This is a genomic window from Arthrobacter sp. B0490, assembly GCF_002929355.1.
Taxonomy (GTDB): domain Bacteria; phylum Actinomycetota; class Actinomycetes; order Actinomycetales; family Micrococcaceae; genus Arthrobacter_D.
Window position 1 is genome coordinate 256,159 of record NZ_PJIR01000001.1, and the last position, 19,697, is coordinate 275,855.

Annotated in this window: 19 protein-coding genes and 1 tRNA gene; 13 read left to right on the top strand and 7 right to left on the bottom strand. The window is 72.1% G+C overall.

Going from position 1 to position 19,697, the window contains the following annotated elements:
• Positions 1 to 39: 39 nt before the first annotated feature.
• The 6 genes from CXQ97_RS01215 to CXQ97_RS01240 all read left to right on the top strand — a co-directional run bounded on the left by CXQ97_RS01215 (position 40) and on the right by CXQ97_RS01240 (position 4,488).
• Positions 40 to 112, top strand: a tRNA-Arg gene (locus tag CXQ97_RS01215).
• Between the two features lie 118 nt (positions 113 to 230).
• Positions 231 to 968 (top strand): DUF4129 domain-containing protein, encoded by a 738-nt coding sequence (locus tag CXQ97_RS01220; protein WP_104179021.1) that lies wholly within the window; start codon positions 231 to 233, stop codon positions 966 to 968.
• Positions 965 to 1,438 carry a hypothetical protein gene (locus CXQ97_RS01225; RefSeq protein WP_104179022.1) on the top strand — a complete coding sequence of 158 codons (474 nt, stop codon included), beginning with the start codon at positions 965 to 967 and terminating at the stop codon, positions 1,436 to 1,438. The genes CXQ97_RS01220 and CXQ97_RS01225 overlap by 4 nt, the downstream gene beginning before the upstream one ends.
• Positions 1,435 to 2,475: a MoxR family ATPase gene (locus CXQ97_RS01230; protein WP_104179023.1), complete on the top strand. Its 1,041-nt coding sequence runs from the start codon at positions 1,435 to 1,437 to the stop codon at positions 2,473 to 2,475. The genes CXQ97_RS01225 and CXQ97_RS01230 overlap by 4 nt, the downstream gene beginning before the upstream one ends.
• Positions 2,462 to 3,952 carry a DUF58 domain-containing protein gene (locus CXQ97_RS01235; RefSeq protein ID WP_104179024.1) on the top strand — a complete coding sequence of 497 codons (1,491 nt, stop codon included), beginning with the start codon at positions 2,462 to 2,464 and terminating at the stop codon, positions 3,950 to 3,952. Before CXQ97_RS01230 ends, CXQ97_RS01235 begins: the two co-directional genes overlap by 14 nt.
• A complete protein-coding gene (locus CXQ97_RS01240; RefSeq protein ID WP_104179025.1) occupies positions 3,949 to 4,488 on the top strand; it encodes a hypothetical protein in 540 nt (179 codons plus the stop codon). The genes CXQ97_RS01235 and CXQ97_RS01240 overlap by 4 nt, the downstream gene beginning before the upstream one ends.
• A gap of 28 nt (positions 4,489 to 4,516) precedes the next feature.
• On the opposite strand, the gene CXQ97_RS01245 is transcribed toward CXQ97_RS01240, so the two are convergent.
• Positions 4,517 to 5,914: an HNH endonuclease signature motif containing protein gene (locus tag CXQ97_RS01245; protein ID WP_104179026.1), complete on the bottom strand. Its 1,398-nt coding sequence runs from the start codon at positions 5,912 to 5,914 to the stop codon at positions 4,517 to 4,519.
• Between the two features lie 467 nt (positions 5,915 to 6,381).
• Between CXQ97_RS01245 and CXQ97_RS01250 the strand changes: the two genes are divergently transcribed.
• Genes CXQ97_RS01250 through hrpA form a run of 4 tightly spaced genes read left to right on the top strand, consistent with a single transcriptional unit; the run spans position 6,382 to position 12,612 of the window.
• A complete protein-coding gene (locus CXQ97_RS01250; protein WP_104179027.1) occupies positions 6,382 to 7,260 on the top strand; it encodes a class I SAM-dependent methyltransferase in 879 nt (292 codons plus the stop codon).
• Positions 7,261 to 7,299: 39 nt separating this feature from the next.
• Complete coding sequence (locus CXQ97_RS20040) at positions 7,300 to 7,464, top strand: hypothetical protein (protein ID WP_219815372.1); 165 nt, start codon at positions 7,300 to 7,302, stop codon at positions 7,462 to 7,464.
• A 47-nt stretch (positions 7,465 to 7,511) separates the two neighbouring features.
• On the top strand, positions 7,512 to 8,519 hold the full coding sequence (locus CXQ97_RS01255; RefSeq protein ID WP_104179028.1) for a YafY family protein: 1,008 nt from the start codon (positions 7,512 to 7,514) through the stop codon (positions 8,517 to 8,519).
• A 46-nt stretch (positions 8,520 to 8,565) separates the two neighbouring features.
• Positions 8,566 to 12,612, top strand: a complete 4,047-nt coding sequence (hrpA, locus tag CXQ97_RS01260; RefSeq protein ID WP_104179029.1) for an ATP-dependent RNA helicase HrpA — start codon at positions 8,566 to 8,568, stop codon at positions 12,610 to 12,612.
• 45 nt (positions 12,613 to 12,657) lie between these two features.
• Here hrpA and CXQ97_RS01265 read toward each other — a convergent pair whose 3' ends face one another.
• The 3 genes from CXQ97_RS01265 to CXQ97_RS01280 form a co-directional block, all read right to left on the bottom strand.
• Positions 12,658 to 13,083, bottom strand: coding sequence for an HIT family protein (locus CXQ97_RS01265; protein ID WP_104179030.1), 426 nt, complete (start codon positions 13,081 to 13,083; stop codon positions 12,658 to 12,660).
• Positions 13,084 to 13,500: 417 nt separating this feature from the next.
• The gene (locus CXQ97_RS01275) at positions 13,501 to 14,328 is read right to left on the bottom strand and encodes a sulfurtransferase (RefSeq protein WP_104179031.1); all 828 of its coding nucleotides are present in this window, start codon (positions 14,326 to 14,328) and stop codon (positions 13,501 to 13,503) included.
• 99 nt (positions 14,329 to 14,427) lie between these two features.
• Complete coding sequence (locus CXQ97_RS01280) at positions 14,428 to 15,087, bottom strand: MBL fold metallo-hydrolase (protein WP_104179032.1); 660 nt, start codon at positions 15,085 to 15,087, stop codon at positions 14,428 to 14,430.
• Between the two features lie 79 nt (positions 15,088 to 15,166).
• Between CXQ97_RS01280 and CXQ97_RS01285 the strand changes: the two genes are divergently transcribed.
• The 3 genes from CXQ97_RS01285 (at position 15,167) to CXQ97_RS01295 (ending at position 16,903) form a co-directional block, all read left to right on the top strand.
• A complete protein-coding gene (locus CXQ97_RS01285) occupies positions 15,167 to 15,616 on the top strand; it encodes a Fur family transcriptional regulator (protein ID WP_104179033.1) in 450 nt (149 codons plus the stop codon).
• Between the two features lie 94 nt (positions 15,617 to 15,710).
• Positions 15,711 to 16,283, top strand: coding sequence for a MarR family winged helix-turn-helix transcriptional regulator (locus CXQ97_RS01290; protein WP_181034934.1), 573 nt, complete (start codon positions 15,711 to 15,713; stop codon positions 16,281 to 16,283).
• 80 nt (positions 16,284 to 16,363) lie between these two features.
• Complete coding sequence (locus CXQ97_RS01295; RefSeq protein WP_104179035.1) at positions 16,364 to 16,903, top strand: MarR family winged helix-turn-helix transcriptional regulator; 540 nt, start codon at positions 16,364 to 16,366, stop codon at positions 16,901 to 16,903.
• Here CXQ97_RS01295 and CXQ97_RS01300 read toward each other — a convergent pair.
• The 3 genes from CXQ97_RS01300 to CXQ97_RS01310 all read right to left on the bottom strand — a co-directional run bounded on the left by CXQ97_RS01300 (position 16,900) and on the right by CXQ97_RS01310 (position 19,693).
• Positions 16,900 to 17,802: a metal ABC transporter permease gene (locus CXQ97_RS01300; protein WP_104179036.1), complete on the bottom strand. Its 903-nt coding sequence runs from the start codon at positions 17,800 to 17,802 to the stop codon at positions 16,900 to 16,902. The two genes, CXQ97_RS01295 and CXQ97_RS01300, sit on opposite strands and share 4 nt — an antisense overlap.
• A gap of 2 nt (positions 17,803 to 17,804) precedes the next feature.
• Positions 17,805 to 18,641 (bottom strand): metal ABC transporter ATP-binding protein, encoded by an 837-nt coding sequence (locus tag CXQ97_RS01305; protein WP_181034935.1) that lies wholly within the window; start codon positions 18,639 to 18,641, stop codon positions 17,805 to 17,807.
• A gap of 77 nt (positions 18,642 to 18,718) precedes the next feature.
• On the bottom strand, positions 18,719 to 19,693 hold the full coding sequence (locus CXQ97_RS01310) for a metal ABC transporter solute-binding protein, Zn/Mn family (RefSeq protein ID WP_104179037.1): 975 nt from the start codon (positions 19,691 to 19,693) through the stop codon (positions 18,719 to 18,721).
• Positions 19,694 to 19,697 lie beyond the last annotated feature (4 nt).

The window sequence follows — 19,697 nt, forward strand, 5'->3', positions numbered from 1 at the left end:
CTCTACGAGTCCCTAACGGGCACGGAAACACCCGTGTCTGCCTTCGTAGCTCAGGGGATAGAGCGTCTGCCTCCGGAGCAGAAGGTCGTAGGTTCGAATCCTATCGAGGGCACCCAGACTCACGCAGAGTCCACCGCCGTCGGCCACCAGGCCGGCGGCGGTTCTGCTTTTGGTAGGCTCTCCAGCACGCGGCCCCGGGGACCGCATCGGCACCTATCGGCGGGGGAAACGTGGGGACGAAGGGCAGCCCGCGGCGCGCGGCACCGGCCGCTCCCATCGTCCTGACCGTGATCATGCTCGTGCTCGCCGTGCTTGCGGCCGGCTTCATGGGTGATTTCTCGGCGGACCCCGTCGTGGAGCCCCCGTCCGCCGTCCGGGCACCGGAGGGCGCGCCCACGCCGTCCGCCACGGGCACCCCCGAACCGTCGCCCGACGGGGAGCGCCTCGAGATCAGTGGCGACTGGGCCGTGGGGGCCCTGCTGATCCTGGGCATGGCGGTGCTCGCCCTCCTGGTGAGGTTCCTGCTGCGGTTCCGCGTGCAGCAGGCGGCCGAGGACGGCCTGCTGGAGCAGGCCGACCTGCAGCCGCAGGACCTGCCCGCGCTCGCCGCCGACGCCCTTCCCGCCTGGGCGGACGCCTCCGACGCCCTCCTGACGGAGGAGGCGGACACCTCCGACGCCGTGATCCGGTGCTGGCTCGACTTCGAGCGACTGTGCGCAGCGGACGGTGTGGGGCGGACACCGGCCCAGACGACGTCGGACTTCGCCTCCGCCGCGGCCGCCACCCTCGAACTGCCCCTCCCTCCCCTGGCGACCCTCACCCGCCTCTACCAGCGGGCCCGCTTCGGCCGGACCGGTACCGGCTGCGCGGTACCCCTGGGTCAGGACGAGCGGGAGCTCGCGATCACCTCCGTGAGGGAGCTCGCGGCGGCCCTTCCCTCACGCCGGACGGGGGCGGGCGCGCGGTGAAACGCTCGGCGTGGATCATCACCGCCGTCCTGGCCGGGCTCGCCCTCACGGCAGGGTGGTTCTTCGGACTCGACACCCGCCACGCCGTCGCGCTCGTCGGCGTGGCCATCGCGGCGGGCGTCGCGAACGGACTCCTCGAGGCCGTGGACGTCCCGCGCGCCGTCCTGCCCCCGCTGCCCGAACCCGCCCTCGGCCTCGCCGATATCCACTCGCTCGAGTTCTCGCTGGCCTCGGCGGAGCCCGGAATGCGCGCGGTCCTCGAGGTGCACGCCCTCGCGGTCACGGTGGCCGCGGCCCGGCCGGATGCGCCGCGCAGCGATGCGCTCCGCGCGTTCACCGCGCAGACCCGGCCCGTCGTGCCGGCCCCCCGCGCGCTGGGCACCATCATCGACGAACTCGAACGGCTCGTCGTCGCCCCGCCGGCAGGCGTCCCGGGACCACCGCCCGTACCCCATCAGGAGACCGCATGAGCACCGCCGATCCCGACGCGCTCGCCACCCGGGACACCGCCCCGGACACCGCTACGGACACCGCCCGGGACCTCGGACCCGAGGATGCCGCCCGCGTGGGCCGGGAGGTCCTCGACCGCACGGGCACCGTCGTGGTCGGTGCCGAGGGCCCGCTCCGGCTGGCGCTCGCGGCGGTGCTCGCCGGCGGGCACGTGCTCTTCGAGGACCTGCCCGGACTCGGCAAGACGCTCGCTGCCAAGACCCTCGCCCAGGCGCTCGGCCTCGACTTCCGGCGGCTGCAGTTCACCCCGGATCTGCTGCCGTCCGATGTCACCGGGTCCTCGATCTTCAATCCGGCGACACGCGAGTTCGAGTTCAAGCCCGGCCCGGTCTTCGCCGGGCTGTTCCTCGCCGACGAGATCAACAGGACCTCCCCCAAGACGCAGTCCGCGCTGCTGGAGGCCATGGCTGAGGCGCAGGTGTCGGTGGAGGGCACCACCCTGCCGCTGCAGCGGCCGTTCCACGTCTTTGCAACCTCGAACCCGATCGAGTTCGAGGGTACGTACCCGCTGCCCGAGGCGCAGCTGGACCGCTTCCTGGTCCGCCTCCGGTTCGGGTATCCCGGCCCCGGCGGCGAGCAGGACATCATCGCGCGGCGTATCGCGCGGCGGCGGGACGAGACCCGTGTCGCGGCGGTGACGACGGCGGACGGACTGCTGCACCTGCAGACAGCGGTGGAGGCCGTGAACGTGGACGGCGACGTCATCGACTACGCCGTGCGCCTCACAGCCGCGACACGCCGTCATCCGGACGTCGAGGTGGGCGCCTCGCCGCGCGGCTCGCAGGCACTGGTCCTCCTCGGCCGTGCCCTTGCGGTCCTGGACGGCCGCACCTTCGTCCTCCCCGAGGACGTGAAGGAGGGCGCCGTGGCGGTCCTCGCCCACCGGCTCACCCTGACGCCGTCCTCCTGGGCGCAGGGAGTGGCTGCGGAGCGGGTGGTGGGGGACGTGCTGGCCGAGGTACCCACGCCGTCGACCGCACCCCGTGGTCAGGGGTAGGGCCCAGGGCGGGACGACCGCCCCGGGTGCCGCCGTCGCCCTGGCCGCCATCCTCGCGCTGGTGTGCATCGTCGCCGGTCTCGTCTCCGGCCGCCCCGACGCCGTCGCGCTCGCGGCACCGTTCGCCCTCCTCGCCGTGGCTGCGCGCACCGTACCGCACGTCCCGGGGGGACCACCCGTGCACATCTCCGCCGACCGGCGGACGGAGGCGCGGGGCCCGCGCCTGCGCCTGCTGATCGCCCCGTCGGAGGCACCCGGCACGGCCTCCCGAGGTCTCGTCGCCACGATCCTCGCCGCGCCCGGACGCATGCCGGACGCCGTCGTCCTGAGGTCCGACGAGGAGTGCCCGCTACTGGTGGGCGGGCCGCTGTCCGGGGAGCACGACGTCCTCGCGTACGGTGCGACCCGTTTCACGGCCGATCTCACCGAGTCCTCGGCCTTCGTGGCCTGTCCGCCGGTCCGGATCGGCGTCCTCCCGCCGGTCGGCGTGCCGCTGGCGCGCCCCGTGTCACGCCGGCTCGTGGGCCTTGCCGGCACGCACGTGTCGAGGCGTCCGGGCGAGGGCGCGGAGCTGCGGTCGGTCGCACCGCTGCACCCAGGTGATGCGCTGCGGCGGATCGACTGGCGTGCCACGGCTCGCCGCTCCACCGACCAGGACAGGCTCATGGTGCGGCGCTCCTATGCCGATGCGGAGGCCTCCGTCCTCCTCGTGGTCGATCAGGCACAGGACCTGCCGGCCACGACCGCCGACTGGTTCGCCGCAGGACGTCCGCGCCTCACGGTCGGCTCCCTCCATGTCGCGCGTGCCGCCGCGACGACGGTGGCGGCGTCCTTCCTCGCCGGGGGCGACAGGGTGGGACTCGACGACCTGGGCGGCACCCGGCGTGCCCTGCGCTCCGCGGGCGGAGCCCGGCACCTCGAGCAGATCCGTGCCCGGCTCGCGGGGACGTCCGTGGTCCCGCGGCGACGCCGCCGTCGGGATCCCGTGCCACCGCCGGGTGCGGTCGTCGTCGTGTTCTCCGCCTTCCTCGATGCCGAACCGGCGCGTCTGCTGCGCCTGTGGCATGCGCAGGGCCACCTCGTGGCCGGCGTGGACTGTGTGCCGCCGCTGCAGTCGGGCGGGACGACGACGGCCCAGGCGCAGGCCGTGCGGCTGACGCTCCTCCGTCGCCGTCTGCTGCTCGAGGACCTGCGGAAAGACGGCATCCCGGTCTTCGTCGGCGCGTCGGCGGATGCCCGGCTCAAGGCACTCACGGCGGACCCGCCGAAGGCGACGGGCGGAGCACCCGCCCCCGCACCGCACGGCGCGGACCTCCTCGCCGCGAGCGGCCCGGGCCTCGACGCCGGTTTCCGGCTGCTGGCCCGCCGGGCCGGAAGGCGCGGGGCCTCTGTCGGCCGTCCTGCCGGCGCTGCACAGGCCGCCTCACGTGGCGCTGCTGAGATCACCGACCGCGCCCGCGGCGGGAGGACCTCGTGAGGCTGTCCCGTCCGGTGCACACCCCCGGCCGTGGTGCTACCGACCGCGCGGTTCCCGACCGGGGCGAGCTCGTCCCGCTGGCCGCCGTGCGGTGTGCGACGGCGCTGGTGGCCGTCCTGCTCGGTACCGTGGTCTGGAGTGGATCCTTCTGGGTCGTCCTGCCGGTCGTGGTCGCGGCGGGCGCCGCCGTGCTCCCGTCGATCGGGCTGGTGACCCTGTCCCTCCTGCTCCTCGCGGTGGCCTACGCCGTGAATGTCCCTGCCGGATCACCATGGCTCCTGGTCTTCGTGGCAGGGCTCCACGCCGTGTTCGTCCTCTACCTCCTGCTCCTGCGGCTCCCACTGCGCGGGTGGATCAGTGGAGCCGCACTGCGGGAGCTCGCGTGGTCGTTCCTCCGCATCCAGGCGGTCGCCCAGCCTGTGGCCCTGCTCGCGTTACTGCTGGGCGGCGCCGGGTCGAGTCCTGGGGTCGTCGCCGTCGGCGTGGCGGCGTTCTCCGCGTGGGCGCTCTGGCTGGTGGGACAGCACCGCGCGTAGGGCCAGTTCCGTCGTCCTGCGTGCCGGGTCAGGCGAAGAGGAGTTCAGCCCGTCGTGAGCGTCGGGTGCGAGGGTGCGCCGGACCACTTCGGTCGTCGTGCGCACGACCCGGCGTCGGTGGGCGGTCCGGCGGCATCAGCGCGTGGTCCGCCGGTATCGGCGATCGGGCGGGCCTGTCGGTTCGCCGCTCGTCGTCGCTGCTGCCCGGGAGAGGCGGGGCCGTGGAGCGGTAGGTGTGGCCGGTCGGGGTGCGGAGCTCGAGGGTGTGCGGAGTGCCGGGGTCAGGGTGGGCTCTTGCTTCCCAGCCGTCGAGTTCCTTGGTGTGGTTGCAGGCCTCGCAGAGCCCGGCGCCGTTGGCCAGGCTCGTCGGCCCGTCGTCGCGCCAGGGCACGATGTGGTCGAAGTGGCGGATCGGTGCATCACAGTACGGGGTCCGGCACAGGTCATCGCGCGCCTGGAGGAACCGGCGCTGGCCGGGGGTGAAGAGCCGGGCCCGGGAATCGGCCGCGATCAGGTCCCCGCTGCCCGGGGCGGTGTACAGGCGCCTGAGCCGGACCTGATGGTCCCGACCGGGCTGAGCTGCGTCGGCAGGGGTGAGGAGGCCCCTCGCCCAGCCGGCGGGAACGACGCCGTACCCGGGCAGCCGGGCCGGCTCACTGTCGCCCTGGAACAGGGTCCGGTCCGTCATCACCAGCTGCACCTCCACCCGCGAGAACCCTCCCGGAGTCCCGGTGGTCCGCTCGACCAGGGCGTCCGCCATCAACTGCCCCCGACTGCGCGTATCCCCCTCTGCCCGGCGGGTGTCGGCGTGCCGGGTGAGCGCCGCCAGCACTGCGACTCCCTGCGCGACCGGCAGCAGAGCGGTCAGGTACGCCATCGTGTCCGGCGCCGGCCGCAGACTCACACACCGCTCCCTGACGGCATGGCTCGCCCGGTCGGTCACCGACCTCGGGTCCCGGCGATACGCCGCCGCCCTCGCCGCCGCAATGATCTGCCGGTCCCCGGCACCGTCGAACGTGCCTGTGTCGGGGCTGAGGTCCTCATCGACCGCGCACCGGTCCGCGGCGGACAGGCACGCGGTCTCCCGCACCAGCAGCATCGCCCGCCACTCATTCACCTGCCCGGCCTCCAACGCGCCCAACGTGTGCGGCATCTCCGTCACCAGGGCCCGCGCCACCCCCAGCAAGCGGCCGCCCCGGGTCGGCGCCTCCCGGCGGGCCAGAGCCACCTGCGCGGCCACACCCCGACCCCGCTCGGAGGCAGGCACACCCGCCCGCGCCTCGGACTGACGCTCACCGACATCGAAGGAGACAGCCACCCGGGCCTGCCGAGCGGCGATCGCGGACTTCAAATTCTCCAGGACACCTAACTCATCGATCAGCTCCGGACCACCCCCACTCGTGGGAAGCGAGGCCAGCTCACTCATCAATGCGCGCAACCGCGCAGCCGGGTCGACAGCCGACGGGACATCCGCGGCCGGGAAAGCAGCCCATGAGCCGGGTGCCGATGAATTGCCGGCGGATGCGACCGGGGCCGGCGGGATGCCGACAGACCGACTGCAAGCACATGGGGCAGCGACCGGAGGAACAGCGGCAGGAGGGTCGCCAACCAGCCGGGAGAACCCACCGACGAAGGTGGCTTCGAGGGGAGCATCCGGGCTGCTGTCCATCCTGAATCATCCCGTCCGCCACCGACACTATGAGGCCGTCCACAGCCGTCGTCGGAGGGAGGGATTCCTGATAGGCGGAAGGGCTGGGTGGAGCCCTGTGCGATCGCCCGCGCGTTGTTCGATCCGGGCGGCATCGGGCCCGCTTCGACTGCCGCGCATCGCTCGCCACGAAGTCCTGAGCCGAGACCTTCCGATGGGCTGGATCGGCGTTGTAGCGTGATGGCGTGATCGTCCCCGATATCTCCCAGAACGCCGCGGCGGTCGCGGATCACTACGACGACCTCGATCCGATCTATCGTCGGGTGTGGGGTGAGCACGTCCATCACGGGCTATGGGTGACGGGGCGCGAAACGCCCACCGAGGCCGTCGAGGCACTCGTCGACACCGTCGGTGATCGGCTGCGACTCCGGCCCGGCGAGGCGTGCGTCGACATCGGCTGCGGCTATGGCTCCACCGCGCGGCTGCTCGCGGTGACGCGCGGGGTCCGCGTCACGGGCTTCACGCTGTCCGCCGAGCAGGCCCGCTACGCCGCCGAGCATCCCGTCCCCGACGTGGACATCCGTGTCCGCGACTGGCTCGCCAATGGGATGACCGATGCCTCGACCGATGCCGCATGGGCGATCGAGTCGAGCGAGCACATGGTCGACAAGCCCGGGTTCTTCGCCGAGGCGCACCGCGTGCTGGCGCCCGGCGGCCGCCTCGTCATCTGCGCATGGCTCGCCGAGACCGATGCCGGCGGTTGGAAGGTCCGCCATCTGCTCGAGCCGATCTGCAGGGAAGGGCGCCTGCCCTCGATGGGCACACGTGAGGAGTACGAGGCGATGGCCGTGGCGGCGGGCTTCACGGTCGCCGGCTATGAGGATGTCAGCCGCCGCGTCGCGCGCACCTGGACGATCAGCGCCCGTCGACTGGTGAAGGCGATCCTCGTCGATCGCGAGATCCGCCGCCTCGCACGCGGCGGCATCTCCGTCCTGATCCTCCCCCGCCTGATCCTGGCCTACCGTACCGGTGCGATGCGCTACGGGATCTTCACGCTGTCGAAGGGGCCGGAGAGCGGGACGCCCCAGGAATCCGCCACATCGAGGCAGCAGGAACCCGCCTGATCGCCTGCACGACCGTCGAACGCTTCGACCTGCTGAGCGTTGCACCCGAGCGTCCACCGCGAGCCGGCACTCGGTGTCCGCGTCATCCCGATCCCGGGGACCACGCGCGTGAGCCATGTCCGCGCCGCAGTGGCCGCAGCCGGGCTGCGCCTGTCGGCGGCCGAGCTCCGGCAACTCGGCACGGCGCACCGCTCGTCGACCTGATCCGATTGCGGACACGTCCTGTCCGCGTCCCGGCGTACCGTGGGGCCATGATCGAGACGTCGGCACGCCTGCTGCAGCTCCTCTCACTCCTCCAGCTGCGGCGCGAGTGGACCGGACCGGCCCTCGCGCAGCGCATGGACGTCACGGAGCGCACCGTCCGGCGGGACATCGGGAAACTGCGCACCCTGGGATACCCCATCAATGCCTCGCCCGGCGTGGCCGGCGGCTACCAGCTCGGCGCCGGCGCACAGCTCCCGCCACTCCTGCTCGACGACGACGAGGCACTCGCCGTCGCGATCGGCCTCACGGCCGTTACGGCGAGCCCCGTCTCCGGTGTCGGGGAGGCATCGGTGCGGGCCCTCACGAAGCTGGAGCAGGTGCTGCCGCCGCGCCTCCGCCCCCGCTTCTCGGGTCTGCGGTCGGCAGTGACCCGCATGGCGGCAGCGAGCACACCCGTGAACCCCGAGGTGCTGACGGCGTTCTCGGCAGCCATCACCGAGCGCCGCTGCGTGGCCTTCCGCTACGAACGGCACGACGGCGAGTCCTCCCGGCGTATCGTCGAGCCGTACCGCCTCGTGGACACGGGACGCCGCTGGTACCTGGTGGCGTTCGACCGCTCGCGGGAGGACTGGCGGACCTTCCGCGTGGACCGCTGCCAGAGCGTGCCGATGGCGCGTGACCGGTTCGTGCCCCGCCCCCTGCCGGCCGCGGACCTCGCCGCCTACGTCCAGGAGTCGATCACGCGCTCGCCCTACTCCTACGACGCCGTGATCAGGTTCGCCGCCCCGCTGGAGGAGCTGGAGCAGCGCGTGCCCTCGAGCACGGGGACACTCGAGGCGGACGGCGCCGACCATACGCTTCTCCGCGCCGGCTTCGACTCGCTCGACTTCCCGCTCGCCTACCTGGCCAGCTGGGACATCGACTTCGAGGTCCTCGAGCCGGCCGAGATGCGCGAGCGCGCCGTCGTCGTCGCCGACCGCCTGCGCCGGTCGGCCGGGACGCCCACCCCCGCATCCGCGGGACACGCCGTCGTGCAGGGGCCCAGCCCTCAGTGAACGCCCGCCTACGGCCTGGTGCGAGCAACTAGACTGGCAGGCAACCATGACACTGACAATCTCCTACCCCGCGGACCTCCCCGTCTCGGAACGCCGGGCAGACATCATGGCCGCTATCGCGGCCAACCAGGTCACCATCATCGCCGGCGAGACCGGGTCCGGGAAGACGACGCAGATCCCCAAGATGTGCCTCGAACTCGGCCTGGCGGAGCGCGGCCTGATCGGTCACACCCAGCCGCGCCGCCTCGCTGCGCGGACCGTCGCCGAGCGTATCGCCGAGGAGCTGCAGGTGCCGCTCGGCGAGGAGGTGGGCTACCAGGTCCGCTTCACCGGCTCCGTGGGCCGCAAGACGAAGATCAAACTGATGACGGACGGCATCCTGCTGGCCGAGATCCAGCACGACAGGATGCTGCGCAAGTACAGCACCATCATCATCGACGAGGCCCACGAGCGCAGCCTCAACATCGACTTCATCCTCGGCTACCTCCGGAGGATCCTGCCCGAGCGGCCGGATCTGAAGGTCATCATCACCTCGGCCACCATCGATCCCCAGCGTTTCGCCGCCCACTTCGCCGCCGACGCCGCCATCGAGGACACCTCCCCCGCGCCGATCATCGAGGTCTCCGGCCGCACCTACCCGGTGGAGATCCGGTACCGGTCGCTCGACCAGCCGCCGGGCGGGCTCGACGACGGCGAGGGCGGGGCGGACAGCGAACTCGAGGAGGAACGCGATCCCCTCGACGCGGTCTGCGACGCCGTCGACGAACTCTCGCTGGAGGCACCGGGCGACATCCTCGTCTTCTTCTCCGGCGAGCGCGAGATCCGCGACGCCGCGGACGCGCTGCGGGCCAGGATCCAGTCCACGACGCGCCTGCGCGGCACGGAGGTCCTCCCCCTGTTCGCGCGCCTGTCCCTCGAGGAGCAGCACCGCGTGTTCCGCCCCACGGGCAGCCACCGGCGGATCGTGCTCGCGACGAACGTCGCCGAGACCTCCCTCACGGTGCCCGGCATCAAGTACGTGATCGACACGGGCACCGCGCGCATCTCCCGTTACTCCCATCGCACCAAGGTGCAGCGCCTGCCGATCGAGCGCGTCTCGCAGGCCTCAGCGAACCAGAGGTCGGGCCGCAGCGGCCGTGTCTCCGACGGCATCGCCATCCGCCTCTACTCGGAGGAGGACTTCGAATCGCGGCGGCCGTTCACCGAGCCGGAGATCCTCCGGACGAGCCTCGCCGCCGTCATCCTGCAGATGGCCGCCATGGGCGTGACGCGCAGCCCGAAGGACATCGCGGAGTTCCCGTTCGTCGAGCCGCCCGAGACCAAGGCGATCAACGACGGCGTGGCCCTGCTGCGTGAGCTCGGCGCGCTGAAGGACGACGGCGGCCTGTCCGCCGTCGGACGCAAGCTCGCGCAGCTCCCCGTCGACCCCCGGCTCGGACGCATGATCGTCGAGGCAGGAGCCCGCGGCGCCGTGAAGGAGGTCATGGTCCTGGCGGCCGCGCTGACCATCCAGGACCCGCGGGAACGGCCCTCCGCCGACCAGCCTGCCAAGCAGCAGCAGGCGGCCGAGAAGCACAAGCGCTTCGTCGACGAGAACTCGGACTTCACGGCCTATCTCAACCTGTGGCGCTACCTGCAGGAGCGGCAGGACGAGCTCTCCTCGACGCAGTTCCGGAAACTGTGCCGCACCGAGTTCATCAACTACCTGCGCGTCCGGGAATGGCAGGACCTCTTCCAGCAGCTGCGCCAGCTCGCGAAGCCGCTCGGCATCACGCTGCCCGCGGGTCCCGTGGACCCCGTGGGCCTGCACGAGCAGATCCACGTCAGCCTGCTCTCCGGCCTGCTCGGCAACATCGGGCTCTACGACCAGCGCAAGCGCGAGTACTCGGGCGCCCGCGGGACCCGCTTCGCCGTGTTCCCCGGGTCGGCGCTGTTCAAGAAGTCGCCCGACTGGGTCATGGCCGCCGAGCTCGTCGAGACCTCTCGGCTGTGGGCGCGCGTCGTCGCCCGTATCGACCCCCTGTGGGCCGAGCAGGTGGCCCCGCACCTGGTGAAGCGCACCTACAGCGAACCGCACTGGTCCCGGAAGATGGGGTCGGTCATGGCCTACGAGAAGGTCACGCTGTACGGCGTGCCGATCGTGCCCCAGCGCCGCATCAACTACGGCCGCGTCGACCGCGAGGTGGCGCGCGAGCTCTTCATCCGCCATGCCCTCGTGGAGGGTGACTGGAAGACGCACCACACGTTCTTCAGCAGGAACCAGGCCCGGCTCGCCGAGGTGGACGAGCTCGAGAACCGGCTGCGACGGCGGGACCTGCGGGTCGACGACGAGACGCTCTTCGAGTTCTACGACCAGCGCATCGGTGCCGAGGTCGTCTCGGAGCGGCACTTCGACTCCTGGTGGAAGCAGGCCCGGCAGGAGCACTCGGACCTGCTCGACTTCGATCCGGAACAGCTCCTCAGCGAGGACGCGGCGGAGCTCGACGAGGCGGCGTTCCCGAGCACCTGGCACCAGGCGGGCTTCGACCTGCCGCTGACCTACGAGTTCTCGCCGCTGACACCGGAGGCGCACGACGGCGTCACCGTCACGATCCCGGTCCTGTTCCTCAACCAGCTCGACCCGAAGCCGTTCCGCTGGCAGATCCCGGGCCAGCGCGTGGAGCTCGTCACCGCCCTCATCAAGTCGCTGCCCAAGCAGGTGCGGAAGAACTTCGTGCCCGCGCCCGATGTCGCGCGCACCGCCGTCGCGGCCCTCGCGTCGGACTTCGACCCCGCCGAGGACGATCTCGAGGCGGCCCTCGAACTCGCGCTCCGGCGTCTGCGCGGACACGTCATCCCGTCGGGGTCGTGGAACTGGTCCGCGGTCCCCCAGCACCTGCTGATGATGTTCCGCATCGTGGACGCGGACGGTCGCGTGCTCGACGAGTCCCGCGACCTCGAGGCACTCAAGGAAGCGCTGGCGCCGGCGGTCAGCCGGGCCATCGCGCAGTCCCTCGGCGCCACCCCCGGCAGTACGCGGCCCTCGGGAGGGCCCGGGCGGGGAGGACGCGGCGGAGGCACGGGCCCTGCCGGGCGGGACGACGGACGCCCCGCCTCCGTGCGGGGAGGACGCGGCGCACCGGCAGCGGATGCACCGCGTGCGGGCGGGCACACCGGCGGGCATGCTGCCGTCGCCCCTGCCTCCCGCGGCGGACTCGCCGTCGCCGAGGCGCCCGCTGTCGCCGAGCGGACGGGCGAGAAGGCATGGGTCTTCGGCGCCATCGAGCGCGAGGTCTCCCGCACCGTCGCCGGGCACCGGATCACGGGCTTCCCGGCCGTCGTCGACGAAGGCTCCTCGGTGGGCCTGAAGGTGTTCCCCGACGCGGGCCAGCAGGCGACGGTCATGCGGGCCGGGATCATCCGGCTGCTGTCGCTGCGTATCCCGAGCCCCGCGAAGTACGTCCTGGAGCACCTGAGCAATACCGAGAAGCTCACGTTCAGCCAGAATCCGCACGGCAGCGTCGCGGAGCTGATCCGCGACTGCTCGCTGGCCGCCATCGACAAGCTCGTCCCCGAGGAGCTGCCCTGGACCGAGGAGGCCTTCGACCGGCTCTACGAGGACGTCCGGGCGGAGCTGATCGACACGGTCTTCACGGTAACGGCGACGGTCGAGAGGGTGCTGTCGAGTACCCGGCGGATCCAGAAGCAGCTGAAGGGCACCACCAGCCTCGCCCTGATCACGGCCCTCAACGACGTCCGGAGCCAGCTCGAGCACCTCGTCTACCCCGGGTTCGTCGCGGCGACGGGCTACGCCCAGCTGGCGCACCTGCCGCGGTACCTGAACGCGATCGAGATCCGGCTGGAGAAGCTGCCGACGAACGTGCAGCGTGACGGCCTCGGCACCGCGGTGATCCAGCGCCTGGAGGACGAGTACGACGACGCCGTCGCATCCCTTGCGGCCGGGCGTCACCGCCCGGCGGCCCTGAGGCGCGTGCGCTGGATGGTCGAGGAGCTGCGCGTCAGTCTGTTCGCCCAGGACCTCGGGACGGCGTACTCGGTGTCCGAGAAGCGCGTGCGGACTGCCCTGAACGAGGCGCTCGCGGCGACGCGGTAGCCCTGCCGGTCGGTGGCCTGATCGCCCCCCGGCCTGCCGGGCCGCCTACTGCGGGACGGAGGCGCCGTGTCCGGCCTCGCGCAGGGCGGTGCGCAGCGCGTCGGCTGCACCGTCCATCGCGGCGGGGTCGGGTGCGTGGTCGACGCGCTTGACGTCGAAGTCCTGCGGCGACTGCGTGGGCCAGACGTGGACGTGCAGATGGGGCACCTCGTAGCCCTCGAGGAGCACCCCCACGCGCTTCGCGCCGAACGCCGCCTCCTGGGCCCGTCCGATCGTCTGCGCGACCGCCATCACCCGGGTCAGGGTCTCCGGATCGGCCTCGAGCCAGTGCTCGATCTCCCGGCGCGGCACCACGAGCGTATGCCCGGGCGTGATGGGGGCGATGGTCAGGAACGCGACGACGTCGTCGTCCTTCCAGACGAACCGGCCCGGCACCTCTCCATCGATGATCTTCGTGAACAGGGTGGGCATGGTTCCTCCTGGGGTGGCGTCGGTCGGCGGCGTGCCGCCCGGACCGGTGGGCAGTGTTGCTCCGCCGCGCACCGAGGCGTCCGTCGGCGGCGTGCCGCCCGGACCGGTGGGCAGTGTTGCTCCGCCGCGCACCGAGGCGTCGGTCGGCGGCGTGCCGCCCGGACCGGTGGGCAGTGTTGCTCCGCCGCGCACCGAGGCGTCGGTCGGCGGCGTGCCGCCCGGACCGGTGGGCAGTGTTGCTCCGTCGCGTACCGAGGCGTCGGTCGGCGGCGTGCCGCCCGGACCGGTGGGCAGTGTTGCTCCGCCGCGCAGGGGCGGCGGCACGGGGCGTCCTGGGGTCATGCCCCGACGCTACCGCGCCGCCCGGGAACGGGCCAGCGCGCATGCCCGCGCCGGCCCGTCCTCGAGCGACCGGAGTCAGGCCCCCGTCGCGACGGGGAGGCCCTCCGTCGTGGACCACTGCGACCACGAGCCCGGGAACAGCGAGGCGTCGATCCCTGCGATGTGCAGGGCCGCGATCTCGTGGGCGGCCGTGATGCCCGAGCCGCAGTAGACCGCGACGCGGCCGCGGTCGGCACCGAGGGCGCCGAAGCGTCGCCGGAGCTCGTCGGCGGGCCGGAAGCGCCGGTCCTCCCCGAGGTTGTCCGCCGTGGGCGCGCTGATCGCGCCGGGGATGTGGCCGGCCCTGGGGTCCACGGGCTCCTGCTCGCCCCGGAACCGTTCGCCTGCGCGCGCGTCGAGCAGGACGTCGGCCACCGACCCGTCGAGGAGGTCCGGGGCCGAGACGACGGGCATGTGCCCTGGGGCGAGGCGGACGGAGCCGACGCAGTGGCGCTCCTCCCCCCGCTCGACGTCGAAGCCCGCGGCGCGCCAGGCCGTCAGTCCGCCGTCGAGCAGGCTGACGGACGCGAAGCCCGCATCCCGCAGGAGCCACCAGAGGCGGGCTGCGGCGAGGTTGCCGGAGTCGTCGTAGGCGACCACGGTGTCGCCGTCGTTGAGTCCCCATTGCCGGGCCGCTTCCTGCAGGGTGTCTGCCGACGGCAGCGGGTGGCGGCCCCGACCCGGTCCGCCGGGCGAGCACAGCTGGGTCTCCATGTCCACGTACACGGCGCCGGGTATGTGGGCTGCGCGGTAGTGCTCGTGGCCGTGGGGGTCGCCCAGGGACCAGCGCACATCGAGCAGGATCGTCTGCGCGCCGGAGGTCATCCGGTCCTGCAGTTCCTGCACATCCATCAGAGTCTTCATCGAGATCTCCTGTCGGAACGGGCGGCCGGACAGCGGCGGTGACCGCGGCCGGCCCTGATGCAGGCCAGTCCACCACACGGTGGACCGCGCACCAACCCGTCAGAGCTCGATGCTCGCCCGGACGTCCAGGTGGCGGAAAGTGGTCCCGTAGCGCCCTCCGAGCCGCGTGACGTGACCCTCGACCATGCGGAGCCCCGTCTCGTTCAGCAGGGCGTCATGGATCTGGAACGCGCGGGGTGCGCGCACCGACGCCACGAAGTCGACGACCTCCGCGAGTTTCGACCAGGGCGCGTGCACGGGTACGAGCAGCGTCCCGACGTCGATGCCGTCCGGCACGATGAACGAGTCGCCGGGGTGGTAGACGGCTCCCCCGACGAGGAACCCCACGTTCGCGACCAGCGGGATGAGCGGGTGGATCAGGGCGTGCTGACCGCCGAACGTCCGGACGTCGAAGCCCGCTGCGGAGAATTCCTCGCCGCCGGCCACCGCGTGGATGCGGTCACCCGCGGCGTCCCCGAGGGCGCGGGTCACGGCGTCCGCGACGCCCTGCGGAGCCCAGAGCCCGGCCGCCCCGTCCGCGGCGAGCACGGCGACCACCCGGTCGACGTCGATGTGGTCGGCGTGCTCGTGCGTGACGAGGACTGCCGCAGCGCCCGCGAGGGCCTCCTCGACCTCCGAGAAGGAGCCCGGGTCGATGACGAGGACGGAGCCGTCCTGCTCGAGACGCACGCACGAGTGCGTGAACTTGGTCAGCAGCATGCGCCCAGACTACCCGCGGCTCCACTGATAATCTTGACTCTGGTTCAGGGCATCTCTCGTGCCCGCGGGAAGGTAGGACATGACGCCCGAGGCGACATCCGAAGCAGCGCCGTCGGCAGGAGCGGGCGGGGCGCAGCGTGTCACGCGCCAGCGCCGGGCCGTCAGTGCCGCCCTCGACGACCTCGTCGATTTCGTCAGCACGCAGGAACTCCATCGGCTGCTCCAGGATCGCGGCGAGTCGGTCTCCCTCGCCACGACGTACCGGATCCTGCAGTCCATGGCCGACGACGGACTCGTCGACGTGCTGCGCAGCGGCGACAACGAGGCCGTCTACCGTCGCTGTGCCGTCGAGCACCACCACCATCACCTGCTGTGCAGGAATTGCGGCAGGGCCGTCGAGATCGAGGCTCCCGCCGTCGAGCAGTGGGCAGCACGCATAGCCGCGGACCACGGCTTCACCGACACGGCCCACACCGTCGAGATCCACGGGCTGTGCCCTGAGTGCTCGGCACTCCGCGCACGCCCCTGAGAAGCCGCGCGGCGCACCATACCCCATGCGGAACCCTCCCGGACACCGCTCCGCCCCCCGGGGACCACCGATCTCCTCGGGCTACGCTGGGACCATGCCTTCCGACCGCTCCGTCCCTGCTGCGTCGGTCCCGACCGCGGCCGGTTCCGACGCGGGAATCCCGGATCGGGGTAGCCCTGACATGGTCGGCCCCGGTGACGAACACCTCGAGGCCCTGACCGACGCGTTGCGACGCTACCGGAATGCGGAGATCGCCATGCGCGGCCGCAGCAGGGATTCGATGCACCTCGGGCGCTCGGACATGACAGCCCTGCGCCTCCTGCTCCAGGCGGGACAGACGGGACGGCCCCTCAGCCCGGCCGTGCTCGCCCGGGAACTCGGTATCTCGACGGCGGCCACGACGGTGCTGGTGGATCGCCTGACGAAGAGCGGACACGCGGAGCGCCGACCGAGCCCCACCGACAGGCGGGGCGTCGAGATCTGGCCCACGGCCACGACCGACGACGAGGTCCGAGCGACCATGGGGGCGATGCATGAGCGCATGATGTCCGTCGTCTCGGTGCTCTCGCCCGAGGAGAGCGGCACGATCCACCGGTTCCTGGGCTCCCTGGGGCTCGCGGTGTCCGGACTCGACTTCCCGGCTCCCGCTCCCCCCGACGGCGCCTGACCGGTTCTCCCGGCGCGGGAGACGGCGGGTACGGGCGAATAGCTAGGAGCATTGGCTACTAGATGCTCTAGGGTGTAGTCATGACCTCCTCGGACGCGCAGCAGGGTGCCGGCTACTGGTACCCGCCGGCGGCCCAGGACGCGTCCGGCCGCACGGCCACCGGCGTGGACGTCCTCAATGCGCTCAGGGCGTACCGCACCCTGGAGAGCAGCCTGCGCCGGACCCTCAGCCGGCGGCTCGGCATCAACGAGACGGACCTGGGCGCCCTGCGCCACCTGCTCGCCGTCTGGCACGGGGACGAGGGCGCGAGCCCCAAGGAGCTCGCGCTGGCCCTCGGCATCTCGAGCGCCTCGACGACCCTCGTGATCGACAGGCTCGAGAAGGCCGGCTTCGTCCGTCGCCGCCGCCACCCCGTGGACCGCCGTGCCGTCATCCTCGAACCCGGTGACCGCGCCACGGACGAGTTCCGCACCGCCTTCGACGTCGAGAAGCGCGGCGTCCTGGCCGCGGCGGAAGGACTGACGATCGCGGAGACCGAGACGGTCACGCGCTTCCTGCACACCATGGAGCAGGCCATCGCCGACGCCGTCGACGCGTCGGACGGCTCCCCCGAGCCCTAGCCCCGCGCGCCTGCCACGAGCCCCGTCGGGCCCGCGGTGCCGACTTCCCGCGATCTGCCCGCCGTACGACGGGAGCCGACCAGGCGGCATGCCAGGTAGATCACGAAGGAGATCGTCGTGACGTACGGGCTGATCGGGATGCGGCCGCCCAAAGCGAGGAGGATGCCGCCCACCACCGACGTGCACGCGAACACGACGCTGAGGAGGACCACGAGCCCGGGTGCCGAGGTCACCTTCAGGGCCGCCGCCGCCGGGGTGATGAGCAGGGCGAGCACGAGGAGGGCGCCGACGACCTGGATGGACAGCGCCACCGAGATCCCCAGCAGGACCATGAACAGGATCGAGAGCCCGCGGACCGGGACGCCGCGCGCCGCGGCGAGGTCGGGATCGGCACTCGCGAAGGTGAGCGGACGCCAGATCGCCACCAGCGCGACGATGACCACCGCTGCACACCCCACCAGCAGGTTCAGCTGCACGTCGTCGACCGAGACGATCTGCCCGGTGAGGAGACCGAACTTGTTGGCCGCGCGCCCCTCGTAGAGCGCGAGGAAGAGGATCCCGAGGCCGAGGCCGAAGGGCATGACCACGCCGATGATCGAGTTGTGGTCGCGGGCACGGATCCCCATGACCCCCAGGACGAGCGCCGCGAGCACGGAACCCACGAGCGAGCCCGCGACCACGTTGGCCCCGACGAGCAGTGCGAACGCGGCCCCGGCGAAGGAGAGCTCGGCGATACCGTGCACCGCGAAGGCGAGGTCGCGCATCATGACGAAGGTACCGATGAGTCCGCCCAGCAGGCCGAGCACCGCCCCGGCGATCAGCGAGTTCCGGACGAGGGGCAGCAGCTGGGCGTAGTTGTCGAAGGTGAAGATGGCACCCAGGACCTCGGAGAAGTCCATGGTCAGGCGCTCTCGTGGTGGTGGGTCGTCGCATCGGGCAGGCCGACGACGACGATCCGTCCGTTGCTGGAGAAGACCTCGACGGGACTGTCGTAGAGATCGGAGAGCACCTCGCTCGTCATGACGTCGGCGGGTGTCCCGACGCGGAACCTGCCGTCGGCGAGGTAGAGGACCCGGTCCACGTACTCGATGACGGGGTTGATCTCGTGGGTCACGAAGACCACCGCGCTGTTCCGATCGTGGCACTGCCGGTTGATGAGCGAGCTCACCGCCTGCTGGTGGTTCAGGTCGAGCGACAGCAGCGGTTCGTCGCAGAGGAGGACGGACGGGTCGGTGGCCAGCGCCTGCGCGGCGCGCAGGCGCTGCTGCTCGCCGCCCGAGAGGAGACCCACGGGGGCATCCGCGTACGACTCGGCGCCGACGTCGCGCAGGAGCCCGTCCACCCGCTCGCGGTAGGAACCGCTGCGCAGCCTCAGGCCCCAGCGGTGGCCGTCCACGCCGAGCCCCACCAGGTCGCGGGCGCGGAGCGGCGTCTCGGGCGGGAACGACTTCTGCTGCGGGATGTAGCCGAGGCTCCGGCTGCCGCGCGTGATGGGGTGGCCGCCGATCGTCGCCGTGCCGGCGTCGAGCGGCAGCAGGCCGAGCAGGACCTTGAGGAAGCTCGTCTTGCCCGATCCGTTCGGACCGAGCACGGCGAAGAACTCACCGGGCATGATGTCGAGGTCCAGCCCCTCCCACAGGGTGCGCGGGCCGAAGGACAGCGCTGCGCCCCGCAGGCTGATCGCCGGAACCGCCGCCCCGTCCGGGGAGAGGGTGGAGCGGGACGTCGTCGAGGTCATGCGGTGCGGCTTCCAGTCGGTCGTGGGGGTCGTGCCGGGCCGGATTCCGGGGCCGGACGCCGACGTCGCGCCGGACCTCAGGATCCCAGCGCGGCCTCGATGCTATCCGTGTTGGCCGCCATCCAGGAAACGTAGTCCTCCCCCTCGGGCAGGGTCTCGGTGAAATCGAGGACGGGGAGGTCGGCCTCCTCGGCGGCCGACCGCACGGCCTCGGTCTGCGATCCTTCGGTCTGGCCGTTGTAGGCCAGGAAGTCGAGGGTCCCGCCCGAGACGAGCACCTTCATCTCCTCGAGGACCGCGACGGGGACCTCGGACTCCTCCTCGATGGCCTCGGTGAACTCCTCGGGGGTCGCGTTGTGGAGGCCTGCGGCTTCGAGCAGGTAGACGGGGACGGGCTCCGTCACGGCCACGTCGCCGCCCTGCCCGCCGGAGGCCAGCGCCCCCAGGCGGTCCTGCAGGGCCTGCAGTTCCGCGGTGAAGGCGTCGGCCCGCTCCTGGTACCCCTCGGCGTTCGCCTCGTCCAGCCGGCCGAGCTCCCCCGCGATGGCGTCCGCGAGGGTCATCATGGCCGGCAGGTCGTACCAGACATGCTCGTTGAAGGAGCCGTGGGCGTGGCCCTCCTCGTCGGCATGCCCACCTGCGGGGTCCTCGGCCTCCTCGGACGCGTCGGCCTCCTGGAGGCCGGAGAGCTCGACGGCGCTGAGCACCGTCCCGACCCCGGTCTCCTCGGCGAGGCGACGGAGGAAGGGGTCGTAGCCTCCCCCGTTCTCGATGACGAGGTCCGCCTCGGAGACGGACAGCTTGTCCTGCACCGTGGCCTCGTACGAGTGGGGGTCCTGGCTGAGGCTGTCGACGATCGGCGTCACCTCGACGTCATCGCCGCCCACGACGGAGGCGATGTCCCCGTACACGTTGGTCGCGGTGACGACCGTCAGGCCACCCTCGGCAGCCGCGCCCTCCGAGCCCGCTGCGGACCCGTCGCCGCACGCGGCGAGGCCGACGGCGGACGCCGCCAGGAGCGCGGGTACGGCGAGACGGTGGGACAGGCGCATGGGG